The organism is Salinispora goodfellowii (assembly GCF_059570675.1).
Genome location: NZ_JCANTD010000014.1, coordinates 30,361 through 47,927, shown reverse-complemented (window position 1 = coordinate 47,927; position 17,567 = coordinate 30,361). Strand labels below are relative to the sequence as shown.

14 protein-coding genes are annotated in these 17,567 nt (G+C 68.1%); 5 read left to right on the top strand and 9 right to left on the bottom strand.

From position 1 onward, the window contains the following. Positions 1-3: 3 nt before the first annotated feature. The 6 genes from T398_RS15025 to T398_RS15000 all read right to left on the bottom strand — a co-directional run bounded on the left by T398_RS15025 (position 4) and on the right by T398_RS15000 (position 9,406). A complete protein-coding gene (locus tag T398_RS15025; protein ID WP_496447551.1) occupies positions 4-1,221 on the bottom strand; it encodes a globin domain-containing protein in 1,218 nt (405 codons plus the stop codon). Between the two features lie 209 nt (positions 1,222-1,430). Next, a complete protein-coding gene (locus T398_RS15020; protein WP_496447549.1) occupies positions 1,431-2,639 on the bottom strand; it encodes an MFS transporter in 1,209 nt (402 codons plus the stop codon). After that, positions 2,636-3,394, bottom strand: coding sequence for a respiratory nitrate reductase subunit gamma (narI, locus tag T398_RS15015; protein ID WP_496447548.1), 759 nt, complete (start codon positions 3,392-3,394; stop codon positions 2,636-2,638). Before narI ends, T398_RS15020 begins: the two co-directional genes overlap by 4 nt. Continuing rightward, positions 3,391-4,017, bottom strand: coding sequence for a nitrate reductase molybdenum cofactor assembly chaperone (gene narJ, locus T398_RS15010; RefSeq protein ID WP_496447546.1), 627 nt, complete (start codon positions 4,015-4,017; stop codon positions 3,391-3,393). The genes narI and narJ overlap by 4 nt, the downstream gene beginning before the upstream one ends. Beyond that, on the bottom strand, positions 4,014-5,741 hold the full coding sequence (gene narH, locus T398_RS15005; RefSeq protein ID WP_496447545.1) for a nitrate reductase subunit beta: 1,728 nt from the start codon (positions 5,739-5,741) through the stop codon (positions 4,014-4,016). The genes narJ and narH overlap by 4 nt, the downstream gene beginning before the upstream one ends. Beyond that, positions 5,741-9,406: a nitrate reductase subunit alpha gene (locus tag T398_RS15000; RefSeq protein WP_496447543.1), complete on the bottom strand. Its 3,666-nt coding sequence runs from the start codon at positions 9,404-9,406 to the stop codon at positions 5,741-5,743. The genes narH and T398_RS15000 overlap by 1 nt, the downstream gene beginning before the upstream one ends. A 206-nt stretch (positions 9,407-9,612) precedes the next feature. Between T398_RS15000 and T398_RS14995 the strand changes: the two genes are divergently transcribed. Beyond that, positions 9,613-10,548: a formylglycine-generating enzyme family protein gene (locus T398_RS14995; RefSeq protein WP_496447541.1), complete on the top strand. Its 936-nt coding sequence runs from the start codon at positions 9,613-9,615 to the stop codon at positions 10,546-10,548. On the opposite strand, the gene T398_RS14990 is transcribed toward T398_RS14995, so the two are convergent. Continuing rightward, positions 10,538-11,008 carry a DUF6328 family protein gene (locus T398_RS14990; protein ID WP_496447540.1) on the bottom strand — a complete coding sequence of 157 codons (471 nt, stop codon included), beginning with the start codon at positions 11,006-11,008 and terminating at the stop codon, positions 10,538-10,540. The genes T398_RS14995 and T398_RS14990 overlap by 11 nt on opposite strands. Before the next feature lie 12 nt (positions 11,009-11,020). Continuing rightward, the gene (locus tag T398_RS14985; RefSeq protein WP_496447538.1) at positions 11,021-11,395 is read right to left on the bottom strand and encodes a hypothetical protein; all 375 of its coding nucleotides are present in this window, start codon (positions 11,393-11,395) and stop codon (positions 11,021-11,023) included. Positions 11,396-11,557: 162 nt separating this feature from the next. Here T398_RS14985 and T398_RS14980 point away from each other — a divergent pair, with 162 nt between their 5' ends. The 4 genes from T398_RS14980 (at position 11,558) to T398_RS14965 (ending at position 16,802) form a co-directional block, all read left to right on the top strand. Continuing rightward, entirely contained in the window at positions 11,558-12,067 is a 510-nt protein-coding gene (locus tag T398_RS14980; protein ID WP_496447536.1) for a GNAT family N-acetyltransferase, read from the top strand. A gap of 205 nt (positions 12,068-12,272) precedes the next feature. Further along, a complete protein-coding gene (locus tag T398_RS14975) occupies positions 12,273-13,538 on the top strand; it encodes a DUF2254 domain-containing protein (protein ID WP_496447534.1) in 1,266 nt (421 codons plus the stop codon). Between the two features lie 131 nt (positions 13,539-13,669). Then, entirely contained in the window at positions 13,670-14,344 is a 675-nt protein-coding gene (locus T398_RS14970) for a hypothetical protein (protein ID WP_496447533.1), read from the top strand. Between the two features lie 61 nt (positions 14,345-14,405). Then, on the top strand, positions 14,406-16,802 hold the full coding sequence (locus tag T398_RS14965) for an arylsulfatase (RefSeq protein WP_496447531.1): 2,397 nt from the start codon (positions 14,406-14,408) through the stop codon (positions 16,800-16,802). Positions 16,803-16,912: 110 nt separating this feature from the next. Here T398_RS14965 and T398_RS14960 read toward each other — a convergent pair whose 3' ends face one another. After that, entirely contained in the window at positions 16,913-17,554 is a 642-nt protein-coding gene (locus T398_RS14960) for a hypothetical protein (protein WP_496447530.1), read from the bottom strand. Positions 17,555-17,567: the final 13 nt, after the last annotated feature.

Here is a 17,567-nt window from a genome sequence, read left to right as displayed (position 1 = left end):
GATTCAGTCGCGCAGCATTCCCGGGCCGAACACGTCGTAGCCGATCCGGTCCTTCGGCACGCCTCGGCGGAGGAGCTCGGCGCGGACCTGGTACATGAACGGCACCGGACCGCAGAGGTGAATGTCGGCTCCGGCCGGTAGCGGGATCCGGCTCGGATCCACCCGGCCGATGTTGACCTCCGCCTTCAGCCGATCCAACTCACCCTCGGCGGCGTCCTCGTACCACAGCTGCACCGACAGGTTCGGCAACTGCTCCGCCAGATCCGGGAGCTCGTGGCGGCGGGCGTGCGCGGCGGCGTCGCGGTCGGCGTGCACCAGCACCACCTCCCGCTCGGTCTCGGTCGCGGCCAGGTGGTGCAGGGCCGACATCGCCGGGGTGAGGCCGATACCGGCGCTGACCAGCAGCAGCGGACCCGCATCCCCGACCGCGCTGACCTCGCCGAACGGGGGGCTGAGGCGGAGCGTGTCACCGGCGGCCACCCGCTCGTGCAGGAGGGTCGAGACCACGCCTTCGGGGGCGTCGCCGGTGGCGCGTACCCGCTTGACGGTGAGCTGCCAGTAGGTTGCGCCGGGCTGGCCGGAGAGGCTGTATTGCCGGATCTGCTGCCCCCCTCCGTCCAGGTCGACCGCGACGGAGACGTACTGCCCGGGCGTGAAGGTGGGTGGCGGGCCACCGTCGGCTGGAACCAGGCGGAAGGAGACGACATCCGCTGTTTCCTGGATGCACTCCACGACCTGCCAGTGCCGCCACACCGACCCGTCCTCGCCCACCCCGGCCTGGGTGTAGAGCCGCGCCTCCCGGGCGATCAGCTCGCAGGCAAGCAGCCAGTACACCTCGTCCCAGGCCGTCGCGACCTCGGCGGTCACGGCCGCACCGAGCACCTCGCCGACCGCGGCGAGCAGGTGGCGCCCGACGATCGTGTACTGGGTGGCGGTGATGCCGAGCGAGGCGTGTTTGTGGGCGATCCGGCTCAGGATCAGCTCCCACGATTTCTCGTCGCCGCCGTTGACGAGGTGCTCGGCGTAGGCGACCACGGAGGCGGCGAGCGCGGCCGGCTGCGCCCCGGTGGCCTGATGGCCCTTGTTGAAGATGTTCAGTAGCTCCGGGTGGGCCTGGAACATTCGTTGGTAGAACCGGCTGGTGATCGCTTCGCCGTGCGCCTGCACAGCGGGCAGGGTCGCCGTTACCACTGCTGCTGAGGATTGCGAGAGCAAGACCACTCCTTTGGCATCGATCGGCGTCCAGGCCGCGATTTCTTCGGCTCGCCCCCGAGTGAGTCTGTGGAAACGTGACCTGATTTCATCGAACAGGCAGACAACAGCCCAGATCAGGGCCGAAGGTCCTGCAACGCTCGGCGCTGGCGGAACGGCGGCCCGGCTTGGACACCCGGGGTGGCTCGGGCCGGGCCGGGCCCGATATCCGTGCTGCCCTACCGAGGTGTGGACACGTCCTGTCGGGTCTGTCCACCCATCCGCACCGCGGTGTAGACGGCGGCGGCAAGGGCGACGTTGGACAGCAGCATCAGGCCGATGGCGTAGGAGCCCTCAAGGTCGAAAACCCACCCCATGATCAGTGGGGGGACGAAGCCGCCAAGTCCACCGGCGGCGCCGACGACGCCGGTGACGGTACCGACCTTGTCCGCCGGTGCCACCTTGCCCACCAGGGCGAAGACGCCACCACTGGCGGCGCCGAGCAGAGCCGCCATGCCGAGGAAGGTGATGGTGGCGACCGGCATCAGCGGCGGCTGGAACGCCTGCACGAGAGCGAATCCGGCGGTGCCGGAAAAACACCAGACCAGCACGGACACCGGCTGGAGGCGGTCGGACAACCAGCCTCCGACCGGGCGGGCGATGACGGCGAGTACGACGAAGCCGGCGGTGCGTAACGCGGCGTCCTGCTCGGGTAGTTCGTAGGCGATGCGCAGATAGGCCGGCAGGTAGACGCTGAACGCCACGAAGCCGCCGAAGCTGACCGCGTAGAGGAAACACAGTTGCCAGGTCACGGCGAGCCGGCTGACCTCGGCGGTACGCGTCCACGCGGAGACGGTTACCCGCGTTCGATGTGGCTCGTCGCGGAGAAACAGGAACGCCACTACCGCATAGCCGACGAGGACGGCGGCGACGAGCAGGAACGGGGTGGCCTCGCCGTAGGCGTCGCCCAGGCGGATGGTGGTGAAGTTGGCGATCGCGGTGCCGCCCATACCGACGCCGAACACGCCGATGGCGAAGCCCCGGCGGGCGGGCGGGTACCAGGCCGAGACGAGCGGCACGCCGACGGCGAAGGCGGTACCGCCGATGCCGAGGAAGAAGCCGGTGATGATCAGGGCGGGGTAGGACGACACCACCGACAAGGCCAGCACGGGCACCACGGTGGCCAGCGAGACCAGCGGGAACATGGTCCGTGCGCCGAACCGGTCGGTGAACGCGCCGACCGGGATCCGGCCGATCGAGCCGACCACGACGGGCACCGCCACCAGCAGTGACTGGGCGGTGAAGCTCAACCCGAGGCGTTCCTTGATGCCCGGAGCGAGCGGGCCCAGCAGCGCCCAGGCCCAGAAGTTCAGCGCGAACCCGACCGTTGCCAGCACCAGGTTGCGCGTCGCGCCGGCAGCCGACGGGCCCGCATGCGGGCCCGTCACTTCCTACCTCGGGACGAGGAGCGGGTTGGCAGCGTTGGTGGTCCTTCCCAGCCCGGTCGAGACGGGCGCGGTCGGGTCCCGTAGCTGCGGTAGACGACGTACGGCCGGGTGACGTAGCCGATCGGCGCGCTGAAGGCGTGCACCAACCGGGTGAACGGCCAGAACGCGAAGAGGGCGAACGCGGCCACGACGTGGAGTTGGAAACCGATCGGCACGCTGGTCATGAGTTCGGGATCGGGGCGGAAATAGAACAGCGACCGAAACCAGGGTGAGAGGTCCGCGCGGTAGTCGTAGCCCCCTTCGGCGATGTTGCCCCGCACCGTGTTCCAGAGTCCCAGCACGATGACGGCCGCGAGAAACACGTACATCGCCTTGTCGTTGCGGGTGGTGGCGGCGAAGACGGGGCCGGTGAAGCGGCGGCGGGCGATCAGGATGACCATTCCGGCGAGGGTGCAGAAGCCGGCGACGGTGCCGATGAAGACGGCCATGAAGTGGTAGTTGTGCTCGGTGATGCCGACGGCCTCGGTCCAGGACTTGGGGATGAGCAGGCCGACCACATGTCCGATCAACACCATGAGGACGCCGAAGTGGAACAGCGGGCTGCCCCAGCGCAACAGGGTGGTCTCGTACAGCTGGGTGGAGCGGGTGGTCCAGCCGAACTTGTCGTAGCGGTAGCGCCAGATGAGCCCGCCGATCAGGATCGTGATGGCCAGGTACGGGTAGACCACCCAGAGCAGCACGTGCACCGTGTTCATCTGCGCCCCCCGGTGGTGTCCACGAGTCCGTACGGCTCGAGACCGACCTCCTCGACCGGCGGACCGGTGCGGGCCAGCCGGTGCGCGGCGGCGAGGTCGGCGGGGCGCGGGGCGGGCAGCATGGCGCGGATCGCCTCGACCGCGTGCCGGTACGCGGACTTCTCCTTGCCCAGCGACTCGGCGAGCAGGTCGAGGCCGACCCGGTTGTCGTGCAGCAGCCGCCATCCGGTGTCGTCTTCGGCGGCCAGGTCGAGCAGCGCCGGCAGGTAGTCGGGCAACTCGCCGTCAACCACCGCCAGGCCGGCGGCCTTGTACCCGGCGGCGAAGCCGACGAGCGCCTCGCCGCGGCGGCGGGTGTCGCCGCAGGTGTAGTAGCTCAGGTGCAGGCAGCACCGGCGGCGGAAGTCGAACAACTGCACGTACGCGGCGCGCAGGTCGCCGGCGGCGGTTGCTTCCCGGTGGGTCAGCACCTGCCGGAGCGGCTTCGCCACGACATCGGGGAGTGCGTCGAGAGCGGCCCGGATGATCGGCAGCGCGGCGAGCACCTCCTCGTCGGGGTAGCGCAGTAGCAGCGAGGCGGCGCGGGCGGCGACGGGTCGCCAGGTGGTGGGTGCGGTGTTCATGGCTGGTCCCGGTTGATGTCGAGGACGCCGGGGCTGGTCACGTCGCCGCCCTCGCCGGCCGGGTCCTTCGGTGGCCGGGCGCCGGTCCGGTCGCCCGTACCGCCGGCGTTGATCAGGTTGGTCTGCTGGGCCGGGTCGCCGGGCTCGGTCAGGGAGTCGGCCCGCTGGCGGCTGCGTTGTGCGTCGAAGGTCTCCACCTGGATCGGTACCGGCGTGCCGGAGGACTCGCCGAAGGGGCCCTGTCCGTAGGGTCCGCCGCCGCCCATCCCGGGGCCACCCTCGTAGTCCAGGGCGCACTCGGTGGCGATCTTTTCCAGGCGATGGGCGTCCTCGGCGTGGGCGGCGGGGATGACATAGCGCTGTTCGTACTTGGCGATAGCCAGGAGGCGGTACATGTCGTCCATCTCGTCGGTGGTCATGCCGACGCTGGCGGGGATGGCCTCGTCCGGTGTCTCGCCGAGGTTGCTGCGGCGTTGGTAGGCGCGCATGGCGGCGAGCCGGTCGAGCGCCGCGCGTACGGGTGCCGGATCGCCGGCGGTGAAGAGCTCCGCGAGGTAGTCGACGGGGATCCGGAGGGCGTCGATCGCGCCGAAGAGGTTGCCGGCCTCCTCACCGTCGTGGCCGGTGTCGCGCAGCACGTCCACCACGGGGGACAGGGGCGGGATGTACCAGACCATCGGCATGGTTCGATACTCCGGGTGCAGCGGCAGCGCCACCTCATACTTCATGATCAGGTCCCAGATCGGGGACCGCTGGGCGGCCTCGATCCAGTCGTCGGGGATCCCACCCGCCCGCGCGGCGGCCACGACGGCGGGGTCGTGGGGGTCGAGGAAGACCGAGCGTTGCGCCGCGTAGAGGTCCTGTTCGGCTTCGGTGGCGGCGGCCTCGGCCACCCGGTCGCTGTCATAGAACAGGAGTCCGAGGTAGCGCAGCCGGCCGACGCAGGTCTCGGAGCAGATGGTCGGCTGGCCGATCTCGATGCGGGGAAAACAGAATGTGCACTTCTCCGCCTTGCCGGTGCGGTGGTTGAAGTACACCTTCTTGTACGGGCAGCCGGTGATGCACATCCGCCAGCCGCGGCAGCGGTCCTGGTCGACCAGCACGATGCCGTCCTCGCTGCGCTTGTAGATCGCCCCGGAGGGGCAGGACGCGGCGCAGGACGGGTTGAGGCAGTGCTCGCAGATCCGGGGCAGGAAGAACATGAACGTCTTCTCGTACTCCTGTCGTACCTGCTCGGATACCTTCGCCAACACCGGGTCACCCGCCGTGATCTCGTTCCCGCCGGCCAGGGAGTCGTCCCAGTTCGCACTCCAGGTGATCTTCATGTCCTCGCCGGTGAGCAGGGACTTCGGCCGGGCGACCGGGATGTCGTCGCTGGACGGCGCGGTGATCAGGTGCTCGTAGTCGTAGGTCCAGGGCTCGTAGTAGTCCTGCATGGAGGGCAGCTTCGGGTTGGCGAAGATGGTGAACATCCGCTTCAGGCGCCCGCCCGAGCGCGGCTTGAGCCGCCCGGAGCGGGTACGCACCCAGCCGCCCTGCCAGCGCTGCTGGTTCTCGTAGGTGCGTGGGTAGCCCTGGCCGGGGCGGGTTTCCACGTTGTTGAACCAGACGTACTCCACCCCGGAGCGGTTGGTCCACGCCTGCTTGCAGGTCACCGAGCAGGTGTGACACCCGATGCACTTGTCCAGGTTCATCACCATCGCCATCTGTGCCATCACCCGCATCAGTACCGCACCTCCTGCGAACGGCGGCGGACCACCGTCACCTCGTCGCGCTGGTTGCCGGTCGGCCCGAGATAGTTGAACGCGAAGGCGAGCTGCGCGTATCCGCCGATCAGGTGGGTGGGTTTGACCAACAGCCGGGTCAGCGAGTTGTGTATCCCGCCGCGGCGGCCATTGACCTGCGCCTTCGGCACGTCTATCACCCGTTCCTGCGCGTGGTAGACGTAGACGGTGCCCTCGGGCATCTTGTAGCTGACCACCGCCCGGCAGACCAGCACACCGTTGCGGTTGACCGCCTCGATCCACTCGTTGTCCCGTACCCCGATCTTCGCCGCGTCCGCCTCACTCATCCACATCGTCGGCCCACCGCGGGACAGCGTCAGCATGAGCAGGTTGTCCTGATACTCCGAGTGGATAGCCCACTTCGAGTGCGGGGTCAGATACCGTACGGTGATCTCTAACTCCCCGTTGGCGCCGAGCCGCGGCTCGCCGAAGAGCCGGTGGAGGTCCAACGGTGGCCGGAAGATCGGCAGCGCCTCGCCCGTCTCGTGGATCCAGTCGTGGTCCAGGAAGAAGTGCTGCCGCCCGGTCAACGTGTGCCACGGCTTCAGCCGCTCCGTGTTGATCGTGAACGCCGAGTACCGGCGACCACCGTGTTCACTGCCCGACCACTCCGGACTCGTGATCACCGGAACCGGGCGGGACTGGGTGTCCGCGAAGGTGATCTGCTTCCCCTCGGCCTCGGCGGCGAGGTCCGCCAGGCGTTGACCGGTCCGCCGCTCCAGGAACCGGAAGCCCTCGGTGGCGATCCGGCCGTTCGTGGTGCCCGACAGCGCCAGGATGGCCTCACACGCCCGGATGTCGGTGTCCAGCCGGGGCCGGCCGTCTGCTGCGCCACCCCGCACCACGCCGTTGACCCGCCGCAGGTAGTCGATCTCCCGGTTGACATCGACGGTGACCGCCTTGTTCGTGGTACCCAGCCGGTCCAGTAGCGGGCCGAGAGCGGCCATCTGGTCGGCGACCGCGCCGTAGTCCCGCTCCACGACCACGAACTTCGGCATCGTCCGGCCCGGCACCGCGGGCGCGTCGCCGGTGCGCCAGTCGCGTACGACCCCGCCCGGGGTAGCCATCGCATCCGGGGTGTCGTGCAGCAGTGACGTCGCCACCAGGTCCCTGCGCACACCGAGGTGGCGGCGGGCCAGGGCGGAGAAGGCCTTGGCGATCCCGTGGAAGGCGGTGAAGTCGGTGCGGGTCTGCCACGGTGGGTTGATCGCCGGGGTGAAGGCGTTCACGAACGGGTGCATGTCGGTGGTGCTCAGATCATGCTTCTCGTACCAGGTGGCCGCCGGCAGCACCACGTCGGAGAAGAGCGTGGTCGAGGTCATCCGGAAGTCGAGGCTCAGCAGCAGGTCGAGCTTGCCCTCCGGAGCCTCGTCGCGCCACACGACATCGACCGGCCGGTTGTCGGCCGGAGCCTGCTCCGCCCGCAGGTTCGACTCGGTGCCGAGCAGGTGACGCAGGAAGTACTCGTTGCCCTTGCCGGAGGAGCCGAGCAGGTTCGCCCGCCACACCGTCAACACCCGGGGCCAGTTCGCTGGGGCGTCCGGGTCGGTGCCGGCGAAGCCAAGCCGACCGTCGACCAGCGCGTCGGCGACGTAGCGCGCCGGGTCGTCCGGGTTCGCGGCCAGCGCCTCGTCGGCGAGATCAAGCGGGTTACGGTCGAAGGTGGGCATCGACGGCATCCAGCCCAGCCGGGTCGACTGAGCCAACAGGTCGACGGTGTGCTTGCCGGCGAAGGCGCCGGTGCCGGTGGGAGCGGCGAGGGCGTCGGCCGAGTACGTGTCGTAGCGCCACTGGTCGGTGTGGACGTACCAGAAGGCGGTGCCGATCATCTGCCGGGGCGGGCGGACCCAGTCCAGCGCGAACGCGAGCTGCTGCCAGCCGGTCACCGGCCGGCACTTCTCCTGCCCCACGTAGTGCGCCCACCCGCCGCCGTTGACCCCCTGGCAGCCGGTCAGCGTGGTCAGCGCCAGCATCGCCCGGTAGGTGGTGTCGGAGTGGAACCAGTGGTTCGTACCGGCCCCCATCACGATCATCGATCGGCCACCGGAACGCTCGGCGTTGTCCGCGAACTCCCGGGCCACCCGGGCCACCTGCGCCGCCGGTACGCCCGTGAGCGGCTCCTGCCACGCCGGCGTGTACGGCTCGGCCGCATCGTCGTAGCCGGTCGGCCAGCTACCGGGCAGGTCGGGACGGGCGACGCCGTACTGGGCCAGCATCAGGTCGAACACGGTGGTGACCAGCCGTCCGCCGACCCGGCTGGTGGGCACGCCGCGGCGCAGGACCTCCGGCTGGTCGGTGTCGAACCGGGGCAGCAGCACCTCCACCGCCTCGCCGCCGGCACAGCTCAGCCGGGGCACGATCTCGCCCAGCTCCAGGTTCCACCGGCCGACGCCGGTCTCGCTGTAGCGGTCCCCGAGCGACCCGTTCGGCACCGCCGGCCCGTCCGCGACGGAGTCCCACAGCACCGGCCGGAAGGCCGCCTCCTTGTCGTCTTTCCCCAGGTCGGCGGCGGTGACGAACTTCCCGGGTCGGTAGCCGCCGTCGGCTGACGGCTCCAGGCTGACCAGGTAGGGCAGGTCCGTGAAGCGGCGCACGTAGTCGAAGAACCGGGGCGTGTTCCAGTCGACGAAGAACTCCTTGAGGATGACGTGCCCCATCGCCATCGCCAGCGCCCCGTCGGTGCCAGGCTGGGCGGGCATCCACTCGTCGGCGAACTTGACGTTGTCGGCGAAGTCCGGGCTGACCACCACGACCTTCTGACCCCGGTACCGAGCCTCGGCCATCCAGTGCGCGTCCGGCGTGCGGGTCACCGGCACGTTGGAGCCCCACATGATGAAGTAGGAGGCGTCCCACCAGTCCCCGGACTCCGGCACGTCGGTCTGGTCGCCGAACATCTGCGGGGACGCCACCGGCAGGTCCGCGTACCAGTCGTAGAACGACAGCATCGATCCGCCGATCAGCGACAGGAACCGCGCCCCCACCGCGTGCGACACCATCGACATCGCCGGGATGGGGGAGAAGCCGGCGATCCGGTCCGGTCCGTACTCGGCGATGGTGTGTACATGCGCCGCGGCGACCAGCTCCAGCGCCTCGTCCCAGGAGACCCGGACCAGGCCGCCCTTGCCCCGCGCCTGCTGGTACCGGCGGCGCCGCTGCGGATCGGCCTGAATCTCGGCCCACGCCGCCAGCGGGTCACCCAGCCGCTGCCGGGCCTCGCGGTACATCTCCATCAGCACACCCCGGGCGTACGGGTAGCGCACCCGCGTCGGCGAGTAGGTGTACCAGGAGAACGCCGCCCCCCGTGGGCAGCCCCGCGGCTCGTACTCCGGCCGATCCGGGCCGACACTCGGGTAGTCGGTCTGCTGCTGTTCCCAGGTGATGATGCCGTCGCGGACGTACACCTTCCAGGAACAGGATCCGGTGCAGTTCACCCCGTGGGTGGAGCGCACCACCTTGTCGTACGACCAACGGTCCCGATAGAAGGCATCCGCCTCCCGCCCGCCGACCTGGTAGAGCGCCCGGCCGTCGGGGGCGACCTCGGCTCGGCGTACCAGGCCGCCCACGGCCAGCAACGCCCGGCTCGCGTGCTCCGTCGTGCCCGTCATACGCCTCATTCCTCACCGGTGACCGCGAGAACACCCGATGGGATGACTCGTCCCCCAGCTTGGCGCAGATAGCCGGACAAAGCAGGCTTAAATCGGCGCGATCGCCTATCTCGGTGGCATTGGTGGATTCCCCGTCCGGTGGGGGGCACCGTGCTTCGCCAGCTGATCGGATAATCGCCGACTTATCGCGCTTTGGTTGGTTTAGGGTGCGGGGTGTGGTGCACGAGGCGCTGAGCTCCCCGGCGACGACCCGTCCGGGGCCGGAGATGGTCTGGATCCCAGGCGGTCGGTTTCGGATGGGATCAACTGATTTCTATCCCGAAGAAGGGCCCGTGCGATGGGTCGAGGTCGACGGGTTCTGGATCGATCAGTACCTGGTGACCGTCCGGGATTTCGAGCGATTCGTCCGGGAGACCGGCCACGTGACGATGGCCGAGGTGGCACCGACGGCGGCGGACTACCCCGACGCCGACCCGGCGCTACTCGTCCCCGGATCCCTCGTGTTTCGCCAGGCATCCGGGCCGGTCAGCCTCGCCGACTACCGCAACTGGTGGTCGTGGACCCCCGGCGCGACCTGGCGGCACCCCGAGGGACCGGGCAGCACCATCGACGGCAGAGACCTGCACCCGGTCACCCACGTCGCGTACGCCGACGCGGTGGCCTTCGCGACCTGGGCCGGCAAGGAACTCCCCACCGAGTCCGAGTGGGAGTTCGCCGCCCGGGGCGGACTCGACGGCGCCGCCTTCACCTGGGGCAACGAGTTCGCCCCCGCGGACCAGATGATGGCCAACACCTGGCAGGGGGCATTTCCCTGGCAGAACCTCCTCCTCGACGGGTACGCGGGAACCTCCCCGGTGGGAGCCTTCCCGCCCAACGGTCACCAGCTTTACGACATGGCCGGCAACGTCTGGGAGTGGACCCGGGACGTCTTCACGTACCCCGCTGACCCGTCGGCGAAGGCCTGCTGTACGATGCCGGCCACCGCCGACGGACCGGGGGCGGGAATTCCCCGCCACGTCATCAAGGGCGGATCCCACCTGTGCGCCCCCAACTACTGCATGCGGTACCGGCCGGGGGCCCGGCAGGGCGAAGCGATCGACACCTCCACCTGCCACCTCGGCTTCCGGTGCGTCATCCGGTAGTACCGGAGTCGCTGCCGGTCCGGCTGCGCCCGATTGGCACGAGCACCCAGAGCAGCAGCAGCCAGAGCAAGGTCAGGCCGGTCAGCGCGAGCGCGATCGGCAGCTCGAGGACGAAGTCCGTGACCAGGAGCACCGCGACGATCACGGCTAGGACCATCAGCAACAGGCCGGTGGTGGTCATCCAGTGGGTGAAGCGCGCCAGTTCCGGATCACGCCCCTGCCGGAACAGCGCCCGGTGGAACGCCACCGGGGCGATGGTCGCCACCGCCGCGGCGGCGGTGGCGAGGAACGAGATGATGTAGAGCGTCCGCTGGAAGGTGTTGGTCTCGCCGAAAGCGGAGCTGAACGGGAGGGCGAGCAGGAAGGCGAAGAGGATTTGCACCCCCGTCTGCGCGATCCGCAGCTCCTGCAACAGCTCGGTGTACCGGCGCCGCCAGCGAGTCTCCGACTCCTCCGCCACCCTGCCTCCGCCTCAGTGCGGTCCGGGCCGGGCGGGAGTCGGCACCTCGCGAATCGTCCCATCCGCGATGGCGAACGGCTCGCCGTCGGCGAGGATCACGGCGCGATCCGTCGTGTTCGCAAAGTCAAGCATCGAGTAGAGGACGACACCGGATCTCCCCTGGTAAACCTCGGGGCAGTAGATCAGTATCGCCATTCGATGGTCCAGCTTCTGATACGTGTAGCTGACGCCATCGGCCACGAGCCGCCCGTCCGTCGTCACGTAGCACCGGTCCCGGGACTCGTAGCTGACCGTGTGCGTGGAGATGTCGGTGAAGTCGCCGTGCGTGGAGTGGTGGACCCCCTTCCACTGCACGCTTCTTCCCGCCGGCGTCTCCCAGGCATCCACGGTCGACCGTCCTTCCGGTTGGGGAGGCTCTGCGCGGAACCGTACCGTCCAGTCCCAGTTTGGCACCGATGCGATACCTCCCCGCGGAAATCGTCCAACGCGACGACACCGGTGGTGTGGGCCCGCCCCGGGTGTGACTTCCGATCAGGCATTATCGTGATCATGAATGGCTCAGAACTGCCCTGCGGTGTTGCCATCCGGCCGGCCACCCCCGACGACGCGGCGGCGGTCGCGGCGGTCTACGTGCGGAGCTGGCGTGCCGCCTACGCGCAACTCCTGTCCACGGAGGTGCTGGCGTCCCTGGACGAGGCGGACTGGGCTCGGCGCTTCCGCAGCCGGCGGGACCCGGCCCGGCGCACGCTGCTGGCATTCACCCCGGGCCGGGTCGTCGGGGTGGTAATGGCCGGGCCAGACCGGCAGGATTCGCAATTCGTCGAGATCTACGCGATCTACGTGCTGCCGGGGCTTCAGGGGCAGGGGGTCGGCGCGGCCCTGCTGGACGCCGCCATCGCCCAACTCGACGCAGCGGCAGTCCGACTCTGGTGCGCCGCGGCGAACCACAGCTCCCGAAGGTTCTACGAGCGCCGGGGATTCGTCCTGGACGGGGCGACCGGCAGCTACGAGATCAGCGGCCACCGGCTGACGACCGTCCGCTACGCCTGCGTGCGGTAGCGGGACGACTGGCCCGCAGCAGCCGGATTCACGTTTCCCTCCAAGCTCAGCCGAAACGTGTGGAAGGCTCACAGACAGTCGCCTGGTCCAAGGGTGGTTCGGCCCTCAGCGGACAGCCGCAGACATCGGTTGTCCGGGAGGCAATCCGGCGGCGGGTCGTCAGCACGCTCCGGTCGGGTCTCTACCCGAAGCGGCGAGGAGTTCGATGATGCTGTGGGCAAAGTTCTTCCGAATCCGCCAGAATCTGGTGGGGAGCCTCTGGTTCTTCCCGCTGCTGGGGCTGGTGGTGGGAGGGCTGCTCGCCCTCGTGGTCCGCGAGGTTGACGCCGTCATCACCCTGCCGTCGGCGTGGGAGTTCGAGGCGTCCGCGGCGCAGGAACTCCTCACGATCGTGGTCGAGGTCGCCGGGGTGCTGGCCGGATTTGTGGTGGCCGTGAGCGTGGTCGTACTCGAACTCCATGCCGACAGTTTTCCGCGCTACCTGCGGCTGTTGTACCGGGACCGATTCCACCTGGCCGTCGTGACGTTTATCCTCGGGACGGTCTCCTTCGCCTTCACGCTCCTGGCTCTTGGTGGGTCGGCGGAGATCCCGCCGCTCGGTGTTGGTGTCTCGGGGATTTTCCTCATCGTAAGTTTCGTGCTCTTCGTGGTCTTCCTCAACCATCTGGTGCATCAACTACGACCGGTGGCGGTCGCGGCCGACGTGACCAAAACCGCCCGGAAGCTGATGGCAGCGCGGGATCAGTCGGGCGGATCGGTGGTGACCCAGGAGGAGCCGGCCGGGGAGCCGACTCTGGTGATTCAGGCCCAACGATCCGGGTCGGTGCAGGCGTTGAATGAGGCAGCTCTGGTCCGTTGGGCCAGCCAGCATGGCTGTCAGCTCCGGTCAAAGGTGGCGGCCGGCGACTACATCATCTCCGGGCAACCGGTGATGGAGGTATTCGGAACGAGGCCGTCAGGTGACTCCACCAAGCAGATCCACGCCATGGTGGCCCTGGGGATCGAGCGGACCATCGAGCGTGATCCGGCCTTTCCGGTACGGATTCTGGTGGACAGCGCGGCCCGGGCGCTCTCCCCGGCGATCAATGATCCGACCACAGCGGTGCAGATGCTGGATTATCTGGAGGAGCTGCTGCGGATGATCGGGGCGCAGCCCCTCGGCACGATGCGGTACTGCGACGAATCCGGCCAGCCACGGCTGGTTGTGCCGGGGCGGACGTGGGAGGACTACCTCACTCTGGCGGTCACCGAGATCCGTGAGTACGGGGCTAGCTCCGTGCAGGTGATGCGGCGGCTCCGCGCCATGCTCGAAGACCTTCGCGAGGTGCTTCCGGCCGATCGGCGACCAGCGGTGGACGCCGAGCTTGACCGGCTGGACCAGTCCCTGGCCGCGAGCTTCGGGGGCAAGGTCGACCACGATCGGGCCGTGGTGCCGGACCGGCAGGGAATCGGTGGTCCGGGCCGGGGCTGAGGCTGCGGCTCCGAGTCCAGCGCGTGGCCGGACGCGTTCCGGCCACTGGGCGCCCCGTTCTCTGCTAGAACGAGAAAAGGAGGGTGTGCATTCCATGGGACCGTTGAAACGGCTGGTGAAGGGTGTTGCCGATGGGCAAGGATGCTGATCAAGAAACGTTTCGGGCGCTCCGAAATCCGCGCGGGGTCGCGATCGCGGGCATACTTTTCGCCGTGGTCTTCGCCATCAGTATCATCCTGCTTCGCTCGGCGCTCCCGAAGGAGCCATTTGCCGACGTGGAGTGGGTGCGGCAAGAAGCTGGCCGGATGCGGGTGGCGTTGTTCCTCATCCCGTTCGCCGGAATCTTCTTCCTCTGGTTCATGGGCGTGGTGCGCGAGTACATGGGTAAGTTGGGAGACTGGTTCTTCTCCACCCTTCTCATCGGTAGCGGGGTTCTCTTCCTGGCCATGATATTCGTCGCCGTCGTGGTGGCGGGAGCCATTGTGGATGGTGTTCCCGAAGGTGGGTCCCAGTCCTTGGGTACCGAGACCGTCGGGTTCGGCCGCTCGATCATGCTCGAGGCGAGTGGGATCTACGCGGTACGTATGGCCGCGGTGTTCATGTTCGCCCTCGGAACGGTGGGGATGAAGACCCGCCTGATGCCGAAGTGGCTCTGGGTGCTGACCTACATTCTGGCCGTGCTGCTCTTGATCTTCACCAACCAGAATCTCTGGTTCACGCTCATCTTCCCGGCCTGGGTTCTCCTGGTGAGCATCCGAATGTTGGTCACCGGCCAGGTGGCGCCATCCGACACCGCGAAGAGTTGATCGGGAAAGTACGGGCAGGTCGCGTTTCCCGCCGTTGGTGCGGGAGGAGGAGAAGCCGTTCATGAGTAAAGCATTCAAGGGCGTAATCAACCTGGGCGTCACGGACTCGACGCCGGACTGGGACCCCTACGCCCAACCCCAGGCCCCGAAAGGGGCGCCGAACGTGCTGTTCCTGGTCTGGGACGACACGGGCTTCGGTTCCTGGGACTTCTTCGGTGGGCCCATCGAGATGCCGAACATGAGCAAGCTCGCCAACAACGGACTGAAGTACACCCAGTTCCACACCACCGCGCTCTGTTCGCCCACCCGGGCCGCGCTGTTGAGCGGGCGCAACCACACCACGGTCGGCATGTCCTGCGTCGCCGAGGCGACCGAGGGCTTCCCGGGGATGAATGGGCACATCCCCGGGGAGGCGGCTCTCATCGGAGAGATCCTGAGCGACCGGGGCTACAACACCTACGCGCTGGGTAAGTGGCACTGTGTCTCCGAAGACGAGACCAACATGGCCTCCTCCAAGCGGAACTGGCCCACCCACCGGGGCTTCGAACGCTTCTACGGCTTCCTCGGCGGAGAGGCCAACCAGTACTACCCGAACCTCGTCCAGGACCAGCAGTTCGTCGACCAGCCCGCCGACCCGGTCAGCGTGGACGACTGGAAGGAGGGCAAAGACGGATACCTGCTCACCGCCGACCTCGTTGACCGGGCGATCGGCATGATCGGCGATGCCAAGCAGGTCGCTCCGGACCGGCCGTTCTTCATGTACTTCTGCCCCGGGGCGAACCACGCCCCACACCACGTACCGAAGGCCTGGGCCGACAAGTACAAGGGCAAGTTCGACATGGGGTACGAGGCGATCCGCGAGAAGATCCTGGCGAAGCAGATCAAGCTGGGGATCCTCCCGAAGGGTACCGAGCTCTCACCGATCAACCCGCTCAGCGACGTACGCAGCGCGGACGGCAAACCCTCGCCCGCCATGAGCGACGTGCGGCCGTGGGATTCGCTGAGCGCCGACGAGAAGAAGTTGCAGACCCGGATGGCAGAGGTCTTCGCCGGCTTCTCCAGCTACGCCGACCACGAGATCGGCCGGCTGATCTCCTACCTCGAGGACACCGGAGAGCTGGACAACACCCTCATCTTCGTGATCTCCGACAATGGTGCGTCGGGTGAGGGTGGGCCGGATGGCGCCGTCAATGAGAACAAGTTCTTCAACAGTGTCCCGAGTAGCGTGGATGAGAACATCAAGCTGCTCGACATTCTTGGTTCGCCCGGCACGTACAACCACTACTCGACCGGTTGGGCCTTCGCCTTCAACACCCCGTTCAAGCTGTTCAAGCAGGACGCGTGGGAGGGGGGAGTCTGCGACCCGATGATCGTGCACTGGCCGGCCGGGATCAAGGCAAAAGGCGAGCTCCGCAACCAGTACGCGCACGTGACCGACATCGTGCCCACGGTGTACGACTGCCTCGGTATCGAGCTGCCGGAGTCGGTCAAGGGCTTCACCCAGTGGCCGCTGGAGGGCACCAGCTTCAAACACACCTTCGAAAAGCCCAAGGCCAAGACCGCAAAGCGTAGCCAGTTCTACCAGATGTTGGGTACGCGGGCGCTGTGGCGGGACGGTTGGAAGGTGGACGCCCTGCACCCGAGTTCACCGGCGGACTGGGGCCACTTCGGTCTGGACAAGTGGGCGCTCTACCACACCGATGTCGACCGCGCCGAGATTCACGACGTGGCCGACCAGCACCCCGAACTGGCCGCGGAGTTGGTGGCGCTCTGGTATCACCAGGCGGGCAAGTTCTTTGGGCTGCCGATGGAGGACCGACCCACCGTCGAGTTCCTGAGCACGCCACGACCGCAGGTGGCACCGCCGCGAGACCACTACGTCTACTATCCGAACACGCTGGAGGTCCCCGAGGCGGTCGCGGTCAACATCCGGGGGCGGTCCTACATCCTGGCAGCGGACGTTGTCATCGATGGTCCCGACGCAGAAGGCGTTCTCTTCGCACAGGGCTCCAACTTCGGCGGGCACGCCCTCTACCTCAAGGACGGCAAACTGAAGTACGTCTACAACTACCTGGGGGAGAAGGAGCAGGTTATCGCCTCGAACATCGATGTGCCGAAGGGAAAAGTGGTGCTCGGCGTCGCGTTCGAGAAGGAGAAGTTGGTTTCTCCACCCGACTCCGACCGGCCAAGTGCCTGCATCGGCAACGCCTCGCTGTTCATCGGCAAGAAGAAGGTGGGTGAGTGCAAGGGCATGCAGACCCAACTCGGCAAGTTCGCGCTCGCCGGGGAAGGCTTCAACGTCGGCCAGGACCGCGGCGCGCCGGTCACCTATGACTACTCCGGCGCTCGTCCCTGGAAGCTGACCGGTGCCACGATCAAGCAGGTCATCGCGGACGTCTCCGGTGAGGCATACGTCGACGTCGAGCGGGAGGCGGCCGCCATGATGTCCCGGGACTGAGCGTTGCCGCCATTGCCACGGCTGGGTGGGCAGCTGTGGCTCGGGCGTGGCGTCGGTGCTGACCAGCGCGGCCGTGGGGGTATCCGCCGGACGGCGGATACCCCCACGCACTATCCGAGGAGTTGGGCGAGGTCCGGCAACACGCTGACCGCGGCGAATCGAATCGTGCGGCCGACGAAACACGTGACCGCGAACATGCCCACCGACATCCGGGTCGAGCTGATGCAGAAGACGACCAGCAGGAGCGGGGGCAGGCCGACCGCCGCGCTCAGCAACACCACCGGTACCGCCACGAAAGGCCGGTCGAGCAGGGTGATGAGTCGGTTGTTCCAGCGGCGGGTCACCGCGACGACGGCGGCGATCGACCGGCGGAGGATCGTCCGGACGGTCGCTCGGGGCGGCACGGCCGCCGGCGCCGCAGCGGCGGGACCCGGACCGCGCGCTGCCCCGCTCGGCGCTGCCCCGCTCGGCGTTGCCGCCACTGTTGCCACCGCCGGCTCTGGCTCCGACGCGAAGCGGACGGTGTGCCGCTCTAACCAGCGGCGCAGCCTCATGGAGCGGAGGGTGCCGCGTAGGCCCAGTAGCATCAGCGCCTTACCGGTGGTCTGCCCGGCTCCGGCGGTCACACCCAGCAGGAGGGCACCCTGCCCGGTTACGGTGGCCGCACCGATGAGGTACGGCTCCACCGGCACCGCCGGGATGAAGGCCGAGGCGAACGCCATCAGGAAGGTCGCGATCCCGGCCTCGATCATGACGCGGCCCCGT